Below are 15,298 nucleotides of genomic sequence, written 5' to 3'. Positions count from 1 at the left end.
ATCAAAATAGAATGCGTCGGGCGGTATTTAGGATTGTTATTAAAAGTTAGCGGCGCTGGAATTGCTATATTTGCATTCTGTTCAAAATGGGCGGCCCTATGCCGTTCACATTCGCGTATTCGAATATAGCTTTAAATGAAGGTTCTTAAATTTGGCGGCACCTCTGTCGGCTCGGTCGACAGCATCAAAAAGGTAATCAGTATCCTCGAAGAAAATCTGTCAGAAGGCGAGCGCATCGCCGTGGTTTTCTCGGCCATGGGCGGGGTCACGAACAGGCTTATCGAGATCGGGAAGATGGCGGCCGCCGGGAATACGGAATACGTGGAGTTTTTGAAAGGCGTCGAAGAACGGCATTTCGCGGTGGTGCGGGGACTTATTCCTGTCAAAAACCAAAGCAGCACATTTGCCGCGGTAAGGGGCCTTTTTAATGAATTGGAAGACATTCTGCGAGGTGTTTCCTGGATTCGTGAGCTGTCCGAACGCACACTGGACCTCATTATGAGCTTCGGGGAGCGGCTTTCTACGATGGTTATTACCGAAGTTCTCAAAAGTAAAGGCGTCGCCGCCGAGTTCTGCGACGCGCGCCAGATCATCCGCACCAATGCCGTTTATGGTATGGGGGATGTGAATTTTGAGACAACCAATCACCTCATACTCGAACATTTCGCGAAAAGTACGGCATTGCAATGCATTACCGGCTTTATCGCATCCACAGCCGAAGGCGTAACAACGACACTCGGCCGGGGCGGCTCCGATTACACCGCGTCCATCGTAGGCGCTGCGCTGGAAGCCGATTCCATCGAAATCTGGACCGACGTCGACGGTATGATGACCGCCGACCCGCGCAAGGTGGCGAATGCGTTCACGATCCCGTCTATTTCGTATGCGGAAGCGATGGAATTGTCGCATTTCGGGGCGAAGGTCATTTACCCGCCGAGCTTGCAGCCTGCATTTGCGAAGAACATTACACTTAAAGTTCTTAATACATTTAATACCGGCTTTGAAGGGACGTACGTTCAGAAATCCGCTAACGGTAAGGAATATGCGATCACCGGGATTTCGTCGATCGATGAGATTGCGCTGGTCAACATTCAGGGTAGCGGTATGATCGGCGTCGCCGGTATTTCGGGGCGGTTGTTTACCTCGCTCTCCAACAATGCCATCAGCGTCATCCTGATTTCACAGGCATCTTCTGAGCATTCGATCTGTTTCTCGATCGACCCTAGAAATTCCCAAAAGGCTATTGAAGTTCTCGAAAAGGAATTCGCGACGGAGATCAGTTTGGGACATATCGATGGTATTTCGGTTGAAAAAAACCTGTCGATCGTCGCCATTGTGGGTGAGGGAATGAAAAAGAATACCGGTATTTCCGGCAAGCTTTTCTCTGCTTTGGGTAAAAACGGGATCAATGTGGTAGCCACGGCACAAGGATCTTCCGAGCTGAACATTTCCGTGGTTATTTCAAAAAGCGATCTTTCCAAAGCACTGAACTCCATTCACGGCGTGTTTTTCCAATCGGAAACACGGTCATTGAACCTCTTTGTCGTCGGAGTAGGGTTGATCGGCAGTACGCTCATCGAGCAGATTCGTAACCAGACCCAATTTTTGCGGGAGGAAAAGTTGCTGAACCTGAATATCGCCGGTTTATCCAATACGAAAAAAATGCTGCTCGATCCGGACGGCATCAAGCCAGAAAACTGGCGCGACCGGGTGATGGACGAAGGCGTGAAAACGAGCCTGCCCGCATTCGTACAGCGCATGATCGAGCTCAACCTCCCGAACAGCGTTTTTGTCGATTGTACTTCCGATAAGGACATTGTTCAATACTATCACATGTTGCTTGATGCGAGTATCAGCGTAGTTACGCCTAATAAAGTGGCTAACTCCGGCAGCTATTCGGAATATATCTCATTGCAGCGCACGGCTTTGCAGCGTGGCGTAAAGTTTCTTTACGAAACCAACGTTGGTGCAGGATTGCCCATTATCAATACCATTCAGGGGTTAATGGCCAGCGGCGATAAGTTTTTGAAGATCGAAGCGATCCTTTCGGGAACGCTGTCCTATATATTCAACAATTTTGGCGGCGACAACCGCTTTGTGGACGTCGTGCAGGAAGCCAAAGCCAAAGGCTTCACCGAACCCGACCCGCGCGACGATCTCAGCGGAGCCGACGTAGGCCGGAAAATCCTGATCCTTTCGCGTGAAGTAGGGGTAGCGCTGGAACCGGAAGAAGTCAAAATATCACAAATTTTGCCCGGGAATTGCCTGAATGCACCCACGGTGCCTGCGTTTTTCGAAGAACTGGAAATTTCCAATGCCTTTTTTGCCAATATGCAGTCCGAAGCGGAAGCACGGGGCGAAAAACTGCGCTACATCGCAACACTAGAAAACGGCAAAGCCACGATCGAGCTCAAAACCGTAGATGCGTCGCACCCGTTTTACACGCTGTCGGGCAGCGACAACATCGTTTCCTTCACCACGGAACGTTATAAAGACCGCCCACTGGTGATCAAAGGCCCGGGTGCCGGGGCCGAAGTGACGGCATCCGGCGTCTTCGCGGATATCATGAGTATCAGTAGCTATTTGGGATAAAAACAACCATTTACAGTGAATTCAGTAAAAGCTTTTGCGCCGGCGACAGTCGCTAATGTGTCGTGTGGGTTTGATATTTTCGGGTTTGCCATTCAGGAGCCAGGGGATACGGTTGAGTTGACCAGACGGGACGAGCCGGGTGTTGTCATTACCGAGATTACAGGCGACGGGGGACGGCTGCCACGGCAGGCAGAAAAGAATTCGGTGACGGTAGTTATGCTGGCATTGCTGAAACATCTCGGCATCAAAGACCTTGGCTGCGAGGTAGTGTTGCGTAAAAATATGCCTTTGGGCAGTGGAATGGGGTCCAGCGCGGCGAGCGCAGTGGCCGGTGTGGTGGCCATGAACGAGTTGTTGGGTAATCCGTTAACCCGAACAGAATTGCTGCCTTTCGCGATGGAAGGCGAGCGCATTGCATCGGGATCGGCACATGCGGATAATGTCGGGCCTTCGCTTTTGGGGGGATTTGTCGTAATCCGCAGCTATAATCCACTTGATATTTTTACCATTCCTGTGCCTGACGATCTTTATTGCACGCTCGTCCATCCTGATATTGAAATCAATACCAAAGACGCCCGTTTTATATTGCGAAACGAAGTTTCGTTGAAAAATACCATCGCGCAAATGGGCAATGTTGCTGGTTTGGTAGCCGGTCTCATGAAGGCAGATTACGATTTGATCAGCCGCTCGATGGTGGACGTGATCATCGAGCCCGTTCGTTCGATCCTCATTCCTGAATTCAAAGAAGTGAAACAGGCGGCTATTTCAAATGGCGCCTTAGGATGCAGTATTTCCGGTTCTGGGCCATCGATGTTTGCTCTTAGCAAGGGTATAGACAATGCGAAAAATGCCGGAAAAGCCATGCAGGCGCGTTTTGCCAGTGTGGGTATCGAATCGGGCATGCACGTGTCGGCGATCAACCAGGGCGGCGCCATGATTTTGTAGTTCAAAATCAATATAGCGTTTTTGGTGATCCGGTGAACTTTCAGGTAAGGCTATGACGTTAATTTTGACAGGTAATAAAACATTAGAAAAATGGTTACGGTAAGCGATACAGCCAAAAATAAAATTGTAGAACTCCGCAAGGCCGACGGCTTTGAAGAAGATTATCAGATCCGCGTAGGCGTGCTTGGCGGCGGTTGTTCGGGCTTGACATACAACCTGGAATTTAATTCCGATTCGAAGCCGAATGATATGGTTTTTGAAGACAAAGGGGTGAAAATTATCGTAGACAAGAAAAGCCTGCTATACCTGGCGGGAACAACGCTCGACTTTTCCGACGGTTTGAATGGAAAGGGCTTTCAGTTCATCAATCCGAATGCAACCCGTACCTGCGGCTGCGGCGAAAGCTTCGCGGTATAATTACATTATTAAAATATTTTATTTTGAAAAAACGCGCTTCGAAATCCGGAGGGCGTTTTTTTTATCGTTTTGAATGGGTTTATTTTGATCCGTCTTTTACACACCGCATTAAGGAACGTTAAAATCCATTTGAATGAAACCAACTCTTTTGATTTTGGCTGCCGGCATCGGTAGCAGGTACGGAGGTATCAAACAGCTCGACCAGTTCGGCCCCAACGGAGAAACGATCATCGATTATTCTTTATACGACGCCATTCGCGCAGGTTTTGGAAAGGTAGTTTTTATTGTACGCCAGGAAATTAAGGAAAGCGCAGAGGCCATTTTCAGCCCAAAACTGAAAGGTAAGATTGACTTCGACTTTGCAATCCAGGGTATTCAGTCATACGTTCCCGAAGATTTGGGCACCGTAGAACGCACCAAGCCATGGGGGACCGGGCATGCGACACTTTGCGCATGGAATAAAACCGACACGCCATTCGCCGTGATCAATGCCGACGACTTTTACGGTCGCGATGCATTTGAAACGATGGCGCAATTCCTGCAAAACGATACTAACGACAAGCAACACGCGATGATTGGCTACGAGCTGAAACGCACATTGTCGGAAAACGGCACTGTGTCACGCGGCGTGTGCGTCGAGCGCGAGGACCATAATCTGGAATCTGTCGTGGAACGTACCAAAATCTTTGAAGACAATGGCGTCATCTACTTCGAAGAAGGAGAAACCCGCACCGAGCTCGCGCCGGAAACGCCGGTATCCATGAACTTCTGGGGCTTCAAACCGTCGATGTTCCCGATTACCGAAGGCCTTTTTAAAAAATATGCCCGCGAAAATATCAACACCCCGAAGGCAGAATTCTATATCCCGACCGTGATGACGCATATTATCAAAGATGGCCTGGGCGATTGCCGCGTATTCCGCATCGCTTCCGACTGGTTCGGCGTGACCTATCCTGAGGATAAGCCATCGGTGCAGGCGTCTTTGAGTGCCTTGCATGAGGCGGGGATTTATCCTTCGAAGTTGTGGGAGTGAAATCCATAAACAACAAAAAATCCCGTTACTGACACCAGCAACGGGATTTTTTGTTGTATGCAATGTCATTTCGTCACTAGGATTTTCCTCGTTGTTTGCGATCCGTCATGGTTTGTAATGACTACAAAATAAGTTCCGTTGGGAATTCTGTTCATGTCAATGGCTGATTTGAATCCCGCGGTCTGATAGATCACAGAACCTGCGTTTGTCAGGATCTCTATCGCCCGAACCTGATCAGGATTTTTGATGTCGATTTTCAGATGTTCCGAGACAGGGTTGGGATAGACTGCGACCTGGTCACGCAATGCTTCGACTTCCATGTTTGCTTTCTTCTTGATGGTCCCCGCCATATCAGTGGCTGTGTTATCCGGCACCGGTGCTGTACTATTGCCCATTAAATACGCGGGTAGATACCGCCAGGGCCCATACGCCTGACCGGTTAGCGCCAAAGCAGGATGATATTTAACGCGTACCCTCACCTTGGTCGAGGGGCCTTGCTTGCTGATTACATTCTTCAACTCAATACCGGCCAAACCCAGATTGGAATAAGTATTCTGTGAACCGGTGGACTGGGTGCTGTTGGTGATGGCATTGTTGCTTCCTTTGGAGAAGCCTTGTGCCAGCGGCTTCGTTTCCCATACTAGCTTCCCTTTGCCACGTCCAAGGAACGACTTGGCGAAAAAGCCAGCTCCAAAGTTGTTTTGGGCAAATTGGGTGTGGTTGATGGGGGTTAGCAGATCGGCGGAGTTGTAGAGGCGGAGGTTGTTGCGGAGGCCATTTCCGTTATTTCCTTTAAATAGTAACGCTGACCCTTTAGTATTGTAAGAGGTGGCTCCGATTAGAACGTCGGAATAGCCATCCCCGTTGACATCACCTGCATACGCCACCGATTCTCCCATATTTGAATTGGCTATGTTGTTTCCAAATGTGATTGGAGTCTGTGAATTTACCCCGTTTGCTGATCCAAGGTATATAAAAGCTGCGGTGCCAATCTGAGAATATTGTACTGCTCCAATTAGCAAATCTCCATATCCATCCCCATTGAAATCTCCTGCCTCCGAAACGGAGTTCCCGAAGTAGGATGGTTGTCCAATTTTCAATATTGTTTTGGAGGAATTTATATTTATACCCGCTGACGATCCATAATAGATGAATGTTCCTCCGTCTCCTGCTTGGTTGTCGGGAATACCCACAGCAATATCATTAAATCCGTCTCCATTAAGATCACCCGCCCCGGAGACACTGTATCCATTCCAGGTGTCCGGTAATTTATTTTCGATTATTGTGGGGTTATTACTAACTCCTGATCCTGAACCGTAGAATATAAATGCGGCAACGGAATAGGATTGGTTGTTACTGTAAAAACCGGCTCCTACCAAAATATCATCAAAGCCGTCACCGTTTACATCACCAGCATTTGACACTGCTCCCCCAAATTGTTCGGACTGCTGATCTCCTTCCAATGTAATTGCGGCTACGGTATTGATCCCCTGACCGGAACCGTAGTAGACATATGCAGCTCCCTCGTCAAATTGCTTATCATAATTAGGATCGCCTACCAAAACATCGTCGTAACCATCACCATTAACATCTCCGGCGCTGGAAACCGTCCACCCAAAGGAACTTTGCGTTTGGCTGTTTTTGAGGATAGAAGGTGTATTTGTAATAAGGCCTTGATTCGATCCATAATAGATTAAAGCGGCTCCCTCAACTAAGCCTTTTTGAGGGTTCCAGCTAACAAAATAGCTCATATCTCCGATTATAACATCGTCAAAGCCATCACCATTTACATCCCCAGCGCCAGCCACTGAGAAGCCTAAACCACCGCTTCCTACAACATTTTCTATTTTAGTGACCATGTTGAGGTTTATTCCTTGTAAAGAGCCATAGTAAATATATGCTGCTCCCGAATTGGCCTGCCCGCTGTTGTGTTCGTATGCGCCTACAATAATGTCACTAAAACCATCACCATTTACGTCACCAGCGTTTGCAACTGACCGTCCGAAGGAACAGAAGTCCTGATATCCAGTTATTTCCTGGGAATAAATGTTGGTCCCCCTCGCTCCTCCGAGCCACACCAACGCAGCGCCTTCATCCCCCTGCCCTTTATCATACATATGGGCGCCCACAACAATATCACTATACCCATCCCCGTTCACATCGCCTGCACTGGCCACCGAAGAGCCCATGTAAGCATTAATCTGGTTGCTTTCCTGCACAGATGTAGCCGCACTGTTAATTCCGTTTGAAGATCCTTAATATACAAAAGCTGCACCTTCATTGCTTTGCCCATTATCGTAGAAGTTGGCACCGACGATCACATCGGCGTAGCCATTTCCATCCACATCCCCTGCTGCGGAAACAGAAACACCATACTGTGCCCCTGCCTGGTTGCATTCCAGGAGCTTTGAAACGCCGGAACCAATGCCATTAACTGATCCGTGGTATACAAATGCGCCCCCCTCATTGCTTTGTCCGTTGTCGTACTGATATGCGCCAACGATCACGTCCGAAAACCCGTCCCCGTTTACATCGCCTGCTGTGGATACCGAGTGGCCGAAGTAGGCGGTGGCCTGGTCGCTTTCTAGTGTTGTAACCACGACGGCCGAAATTCCGACGTTTGTGTATCCGTGGTAAACGAATGCGGCACCTTCATTGCTTTGTCCCTTGTCGTACTGAGATGCCCCGACGATGACGTCACTGACGCCATCCCCGTTTACATCCCCGGCTCCTTTCACGGAACAGCCGAATTGAGCGTCGGGTTGGTTCTTTTCCAATGTGGTAGCTGCCTGTGTGGCCACTCCCGTTCCCGAACCGTGGTATACAAATGCGGCACCTTCATTGCTTTCATTGTTATCGTACATGGGCGCCCCAACGATGACGTCGCTGAACCCATTATTATCGACATCACCTGCCAGGGCTACGCGGTGGCCAAGGTTGGCGTCTGGCTGGTTGCTTTCCAGGGTGGTGAACGGTTGGGTGTTGATCCCGACAAGGTCAGAGCCATGGTAAATGAATGCTGCTCCTTCGTTGTTTTCGTTTTTGTCGTACATCGGAGCGCCTACGATGACATCACCGAACCCGTCGCCATTGACGTCCCCGGCATTGGATACACTGTTGCCGAACTTAGCCTCTGGCTGGTTGCTTTCCAGGGTACAGGCTGGTGAAGTACCCAAGCCGGTCGCTGTGCCATGGTATACGAATGCAACGCCTTCATTGGTTTCCCCTTTGTCGTAATTGGGCGCCCCTACGATGACATCGCTGAATCCATCGCCATTGACGTCCCCGGCGCTTGAAACGGAATACCCGAAAGCGGCGAGTCCCTGGTCTTTTTCGAGCAACGTTGCCGCATTGGCTGGGTTACCGTTTACAACGAGCGGATCGATGGTGACCGGATAAGCGGCATTTTCGACATTGACATCGATCTGTATCTTGCCGCCTACATAAGCGAGGCTGGCAACCAGCGGCTTTTGATTTGCGTCCCAGCAATGCAGGTCACGATAATGGAGTTGTTCTGAATTAGATGTAGCACTTCGACGCGTCAGCAGAATCTCATTATTTCCCAAGTCAGCAACCTGCATGCCATCAATTGCCAGTTTGACTTGCAGGCTGCTTGTACCCTCGGGAGCATTCTTTACAATAAAGTTCTGCCTAATGCCGCTTGGGTCGTTGATGTATTGCTCGATAAAGCCTTTGTGACGGATGTGCAGTTTATTGCCATCAGGTTCAGTTTGGGCCGTTTTGAGTGGTTCGAACAGCTTTTTGCCATCAGCATAAACACCTTCATTGACCAGTTGTAATTTGAAATTGTGGCCTGCCGAATCTTTGCGGTTGACGATAGTGAGTTGGCCTGGTTGGTAATATGCCCTCAATCCGTGGCTCCGGTTAGGGCTTTGCAGGGTATTTTTCAGGCTGTCGTAAGTGATGTAGTATTCCCGTTCGGAGAGGTTTTGCTGGATTTGAGAAAGGGCGTTTTGCGGGATCACATCACCCTCCTGCCTAGATAAGGAAGCTTTGTGTGAACTGGTTTTGGCCGAAGTGCTTGTTAAATGGTCCCGATATGCGTAGCAGCCGAGAATCAGTGCCGCGGCAAGTACGGGTAAAAGCAATTTTTGGTAGGTGTGTCTCATCGTGGTTGCATTTAGGGTACATGAAGAAGTTTGAAAAGGCGGCAAATGCCTTTCCAAACTTCGTGATACCATTGACCTGAAATGCAATGCAATGAGCAAGAGGGGACTGTAATGAGCAGAAGGCGCTCAAATTAAGTCCTTCCTGGCGAAGACTTTGTGGCTCGGTGTCTCCTTAATTAGCAAAAAGCCCTTTGACTCGGGATGGGCCAGGAAGTTGTGATAGGATGCGTCTTTTAAGAAGTACCCATTCATTTTATCGTTAATGATGACACAATTGACTTTATAGTCGGCAAGGCATTTGGCGAAATTTTTTGGGCGGATAATGTCGTAATAGTGGAACGTCCAGTCCAGTCCAACATAGCGGTTATAAGAGAAAGGCGCGTCGCCACCCAGCGCTGAAACGGGCCCTTTTATATTGCATTTTTGAAGCATCAGAGCAAAATTCTTTGATGGTAGTGGTTTGCTTTGAATGTTCTCCTTGTATTTCGGAATGAAAAGAAGTATGATGAAAATCAGGTTTCCGCACAGTAATGCGAGTTTCGGCCAGTTTGCGTAGCCAGCAGGGTACTTTTTCAGTTCTATGCCGTTGCATAGCAATGCCAGTACGTACAAATAAAGGAACAAGTGATAGAGCACGTAATGCGGGCGCGGATAAATAAAGAAGTTGGATATGAAGGTCGGCAGAAGGATAATTAAAAACACGATCAGAAAGAGCGCATTTCTCTTGAAAGCCGAGACGATATTCATCCAACTTTGCCGGTAATTCATCCGGAACAATACCGCTACGCCCATGGCAAAAAGCACATATTTTCGAAAGGGGAATTGTATGCTGTCGAAGATAATATCTTTCAAGTAATGCGGGATCAAGCCGGCATACCGGATAATATTCGTCTTGACATGCCAGAACACCATTTGCGGGTTAGACAGGATGGCATCTTTGATAGACGTCAGTTTGTGGCCGAAGGCACTTGTGGTAATCTGATTGAAATGATTCCACGGGGATAGGTTCAATCCGGGATGCACTTCGATGTAGTTGATGGAAAAGTGATGTTTGAAGGTCCAGAAGCTTCGGTCCCTGGCGCCGATAGGTGTTCCCAGGAGATATCCGGCAGCAACGATAATCGCAACGATTGCCACGATGTAACCCCATTTTTTCGCTCGAAAGCAAATAAAAACCGTTACGACAGAAAGCAGAAAACAGGCAATGTAAAGTTCAGGTCTGGCATAAGCTGCAAGTAGTGTGAATAAACTGCAATAAAAGAACTTCCGTACCAGGTCTTCGGCGTACGTGAAAGCGAGAAGGCCAAGCAGTAAAAAAATAATGGCGTAATGCGTCAGCTTGGGAGTCAGTGGGTAATTGAGACTGGAAAACATAAACATCAGGCTCAGCCATACCGCCAGCCAGACATTTATGTTTCGTGCTCTCAGCAAGAGGTAGAAAAGAATGATAGGTATGGTGGTGGTAACGATATAATTAATGTAGAAGGTTTGAATGGCGTCATCGGTAATGAGCTGTAATAGCAATTGAAAGCCATAATAAAGCGGGCCGTCGTCCGCTCCTCTGTATTTACCTTTCAAAAGCATCATGCCAAAGGAGAAATACAGGTCGTCGTCGTCTGAAATGATGTCGAGCCGGTTGAGGTAATTATAGTTGATCAGGATTGCGCCTGCCACTACCAGCAAAAATCCCAGGATTTGAAGTGTGCTGAACCGCAAGGCACCCAAGGACGTTGATATTTTTTTTGAAAGAGATTGAGAGGGTTGTGCTAACGTTGTCATAGGCGTCAAGATAATAAAAATTTTGAAATCGGATGGGTAATTGGTCATTCTAAAAGTTCAATAATTTATTGAAGGGAAGCGTAATCCAATAGACAAAGGGTTTAATTACTATAATAACCGGTCATTTTTTGTAAAAATAAGACCTGCCAGCGGGTTCACTAACGCAGGCAGGTCTTAGAATTATTTGACAAAAGTGTTAACGGACAACAACTTTCCTTGATGTCTGTGAACCGTCGGTATGACTGATGACCAGGAAGTAAATGCCAGTTGCTAACTCGCTTACATTGATTGGATTATCCGGGTTGGCTGCCTGGCCAACCATTCTGCCATCGGGTGTAAGCAATTTGATATTCTTCACCATTTCGGGGTGGTCATGGGTGATATGGAGCTGATCTGAAGCCGGATTGGGGTAAATGGCAATCTGATCTCGCCATAAACCGACTTCCATATTTGCTTTCTTCTTGATGGTCCCCGCCATATCAGTGGCTGTGTTATCCGGCACCGGTGCTGTACTATTGCCCATTAAATACGCGGGTAGATACCGCCAGGGCCCATACGCCTGACCGGTTAGCGCCAAAGCAGGATGATATTTAACGCGTACCCTCACCTTGGTCGAGGGGCCTTGCTTGCCGATTACATTCTTCAACTCAATACCGGCCAAACCCAGATTGGAATAAGTATTCTGTGAACCGGTGGACTGGGTGCTGTTGGTGATGGCATTGTTGCTTCCTTTAGAGAAGCCTTGTGCCAGCGGCTTCGTTTCCCATACTAGCTTCCCTTTGCCACGTCCAAGGAACGACTTGGCGAAAAAGCCAGCTCCAAAGTTGTTTTGGGCAAATTGGGCGTGGTTGATGGGGGTTAGCAAGTCGGAGGAGTTGTAGAGGCGGAGGTTGTTACGGAGGCCTAAGCCGCTATTACCGTAATAGACGGATACTCTTCCTTCATTTGCTTGATTGTTGTCGTATTGATGAGCGCTGGCAATAATATCACTATAGCCATCTCCATTAACGTCACCGGCCCCCGCAACAGAATTGCCTAAAAAGGCACTGTTTTGATTACCTTCGATTAAGAGATTACTGGTTGTTGTCAAGCCGGTGGGTGATCCCTGCAAAAGGTAAACAGCACCTTCGTTACTTTGGCCGTTAGAAAAACCAATACTGCCAACAATTAAATCACTATATCCATCACCATTGACATCGCCTCCTGAAGAGATGTTGCCAAAATAACCGTTTGCAACATTTTTTTCTAGGATTACCGGAGCGTTGTTAATGCCGTTAGCTAACCCGTAAAAGATAAAAATTGCTCCCTCAAAAGCCTCTCCATTGCTATAACTGTGTGCTCCAACTGCAATGTCACTAAATCCATCTCCGTTAATATCTCCGGCATTGGCTACTTCCCCCATCTCTGCGAAAGCAAAATTACTTTGTAAAATAGCAGGATTTGCTGGATTTATACCAGATTGGGAGCCATAGTAAACAAATGCTGCACCTTCATAATCTTGTCCATTCGTAAAGAAAGGATTGCCAATAAGCACATCTCCAAACCCGTCTCCATTTGCATCGATCGAGCCTGCAACCGATATGCCCATGTACACGCCGTCCGTGCTTCCATTGATTATTGTTGGATTTGTATTTAAATTTATTCCATTTGCTGAACCATAATAAATGATTGCACGCCCTTCGTCCATGTATGGATTGCTAATATCATATTCAGGTTCTCCAATAACTATATCGCCGTACCCATCTTTATTAACATCTCCCGCGCTGGAAACAGAAGATCCGAATTTGGCATCTCCCTGCGTTCCAAGGAGAGTGGTTTCGGTTAAATTACCCATCCCCAAACCTAGTTTAGAGCCATAAAAAACCCAAACTTTGCCTGTATTTTCGATACCATTGTCATACAACGGAATGCCAACAATCACATCTCCAAATCCATCCCCATTAACATCTCCGGCGCTAGCCACAGATCCCAAACTGGCATATTGTTGATTACCTTCCAATGTCGTATTAGGAACAGCGGCCAATCCTTGCGCGGAGCCATGAAATACAAAAGCAGCTCCTTCGTCGGTTTCTCCATTATCAAAGTTGTTGGCTGAGACAATCACATCTCCAAATCCATCCCCATTTATATCTCCTGCGCTAGCCACCGACCAACCAAACTGATTACCGGGAACGTTCATTTCCAGATGGGTAACGACTGTTTCTTTAATACCCCTCGCTCCTCCGAGCCACACCAACGCAGCACCTTCATCCCCTTGCCCTTTATCATACATATGCGCGCCCACAACAATATCACTATACCCATCCCCATTTACATCCCCTGCACTGGCCACCGAAGAACCCATGTAAGCATTGAGCTGGTTGCTTTCCTGCACAGATGTAGCCGCGCTGTTAATACCGTTTGAAGATCCTTCATATACAAATGCTGCACCTTCATTGCTTTGCCCATTATCGTAGAAGTTGGCACCGACGATCACATCGGCGTAGCCATTTCCATCCACATCCCCTGCTGCGGAAACAGAAACACCATACTGTGCCCCTGCCTGGTTGCATTCCAGGAGCTTTGAAACGCCGGAGCCGATACCATTAACTGATCCGTGGTATACAAATGCGCCCCCCTCATTGCTTTGTCCGTTGTCGTACTGATATGCGCCAACGATCACGTCCGAAAACCCGTCCCCGTTTACATCGCCTGCTGTGGATACCGAGTGGCCGAAGTAGGCGGTGGCCTGGTCGCTTTCTAGTGTTGTCGTGGCTGCTGTGGCGAGTCCCAGGGCTGAACCATGGTAAACGAATGCGGCGCCTTCGTTATTCTGGCCTTTGTCAAACATGGAAGCGCCCACAATCACATCCCCGTACCCATCGCCGTTTACGTCGCCAGCACCTTTGACCGAGCAGCCGAACTGCGCGTCAACCTGGTCGCTTTCCAAAGTTGTGTTGGCTGACGTGGCTACTCCCGTTCCGGATCCATGATAAATGAATGCAGCGCCTTCATTGGAATGACCTTTGTCGAACATGGGTGCCCCAACGATGACGTCGCTGAACCCGTCGCCTGTGATGTCACCTGCCAGGGCTACGCGGTGGCCGAGGTTGGCGTCTGGCTGGTTGCTTTCCAACGTGGTGGTGGGGACGATGCTGAGCCCTGCCCCTGACCCATGATATACGAAAGCAGCGCCCTCATTGTTTTCGTTTTTATCAAACATGGGGGCCCCCACTATCACATCACCGAACCCATCGCCATTGACGTCCCCGGCGTTGGATACACTGTTGCCGAACTTAGCCTCTGGCTGGTTGCTTTCCAGTGTTCGGTCCGGCGCATTAGCCAGGCCACTTGCGGAACCCATGTACAAAAATGCAACGCCTTCATTGCTTTCCCCTTTATCGTAATTGGGCGCGCCTACGATGACATCGCTGAATCCATCGCCATTGACGTCCCCGGCGCTTGAAACGGAATACCCGAAAGCGGCGAGTCCCTGGTCTTTTTCGAGCAACGTTGCCGCATTGGCTGGGTTACCGTTTACAACGAGCGGATCGATGGTGACCGGATAAGCGGCATTTTCGACATTGACATCGATCTGTATCTTGCCGCCTACATAAGCGAGGCTGGCAACCAGCGGCTTTTGATTTGCGTCCCAGCAATGCAGGTCACGATAATGGAGTTGTTCTGAATTAGATGTAGCACTTCGACGCGTCAGCAGAATCTCATTATTTCCCAGATCAGCAACCTGCATGCCATCAATTGCCAGTTTGACTTGCAGGCTGCTTGTACCCTCAGGGGCATTCTTTACAATAAAGTTCTGCCTAATGCCACTTGGGTCGTTGATGTATTGCTCGATAAAGCCTTTGTGACGGATGTGCAGTTTATTGCCATCAGGTTCAGTTTGGGCCGTTTTGAGTGGTTCGAACAGCTTTTTGCCATCAGCATAAACACCTTCATTGACCAGTTGTAATTTGAAATTGTGGCCTGCCGAATCTTTGCGGTTGACGATAGTGAGTTGGCCTGGTTGGTAATATGCCCTCAATCCGTGGCTCCGGTTAGGGCTTTGCAGGGTATTTTTCAGGCTGTCGTAAGTGATGTGGTATTCCCGTTCGGAGAGGTTTTGCTGGATTTGAGAAAGGGCGTTTTGCGGGATCACATCACCCTCCTGCCTAGATAAGGAAGCTTTGTGTGAACTGGTTTTGGCCAAAGTGCTTGTTAAATGGTCCCGATATGCGTAGCAGCCGAGAATCAGTGCCGCGGCAAGTACGGGTAAAAGCAATTTTTGGTAGGTGTGTCTCATCGTGGTTGCATTTAGGGTACATGAAGAAGTTTGAAAAGGCGGCAAATGCCTTTCCAAACTTCGTGATACCATTGACCTGAAATGCAATGCAATGAGCAAGAGGGGACTGTAATGAGCAGAAGG

General features: G+C 48.4%; 8 protein-coding genes. 4 read left to right on the top strand and 4 right to left on the bottom strand.

Annotated features, from left to right (window positions below; genetic code table 11):
• Positions 1 to 135 precede the first annotated feature (135 nt).
• The 4 genes from thrA to LZD49_RS24295 all read left to right on the top strand — a co-directional run bounded on the left by thrA (position 136) and on the right by LZD49_RS24295 (position 4,987).
• Positions 136 to 2,592 carry a bifunctional aspartate kinase/homoserine dehydrogenase I gene (gene thrA / locus LZD49_RS24310; protein ID WP_234670281.1) on the top strand — a complete coding sequence of 819 codons (2,457 nt, stop codon included), beginning with the start codon at positions 136 to 138 and terminating at the stop codon, positions 2,590 to 2,592.
• 15 nt (positions 2,593 to 2,607) lie between these two features.
• The gene (locus LZD49_RS24305) at positions 2,608 to 3,537 is read left to right on the top strand and encodes a homoserine kinase (protein WP_234670280.1); all 930 of its coding nucleotides are present in this window, start codon (positions 2,608 to 2,610) and stop codon (positions 3,535 to 3,537) included.
• Positions 3,538 to 3,627: 90 nt separating this feature from the next.
• A complete protein-coding gene (locus LZD49_RS24300; protein WP_234670279.1) occupies positions 3,628 to 3,954 on the top strand; it encodes an iron-sulfur cluster assembly accessory protein in 327 nt (108 codons plus the stop codon).
• Between the two features lie 133 nt (positions 3,955 to 4,087).
• Positions 4,088 to 4,987, top strand: coding sequence for a sugar phosphate nucleotidyltransferase (locus LZD49_RS24295; RefSeq protein ID WP_234670278.1), 900 nt, complete (start codon positions 4,088 to 4,090; stop codon positions 4,985 to 4,987).
• A gap of 65 nt (positions 4,988 to 5,052) precedes the next feature.
• Here LZD49_RS24295 and LZD49_RS24290 read toward each other — a convergent pair whose 3' ends face one another.
• From LZD49_RS24290 to LZD49_RS24275, 4 genes are all read right to left on the bottom strand, one after another.
• Positions 5,053 to 7,206 (bottom strand): FG-GAP-like repeat-containing protein, encoded by a 2,154-nt coding sequence (locus tag LZD49_RS24290; protein ID WP_234670277.1) that lies wholly within the window; start codon positions 7,204 to 7,206, stop codon positions 5,053 to 5,055.
• Between the two features lie 36 nt (positions 7,207 to 7,242).
• Positions 7,243 to 9,117, bottom strand: coding sequence for an integrin alpha (locus LZD49_RS24285; RefSeq protein WP_234670276.1), 1,875 nt, complete (start codon positions 9,115 to 9,117; stop codon positions 7,243 to 7,245).
• Between the two features lie 126 nt (positions 9,118 to 9,243).
• Positions 9,244 to 10,896 (bottom strand): hypothetical protein, encoded by a 1,653-nt coding sequence (locus LZD49_RS24280; protein ID WP_234670275.1) that lies wholly within the window; start codon positions 10,894 to 10,896, stop codon positions 9,244 to 9,246.
• A 196-nt stretch (positions 10,897 to 11,092) separates the two neighbouring features.
• Entirely contained in the window at positions 11,093 to 15,175 is a 4,083-nt protein-coding gene (locus tag LZD49_RS24275; protein ID WP_234670274.1) for an FG-GAP-like repeat-containing protein, read from the bottom strand.
• Positions 15,176 to 15,298: the final 123 nt, after the last annotated feature.

Source organism: Dyadobacter sp. CY261, assembly GCF_021440085.1.
GTDB lineage: Bacteria > Bacteroidota > Bacteroidia > Cytophagales > Spirosomataceae > Dyadobacter.
This window is presented reverse-complemented; position numbering and strand designations above follow the sequence as displayed.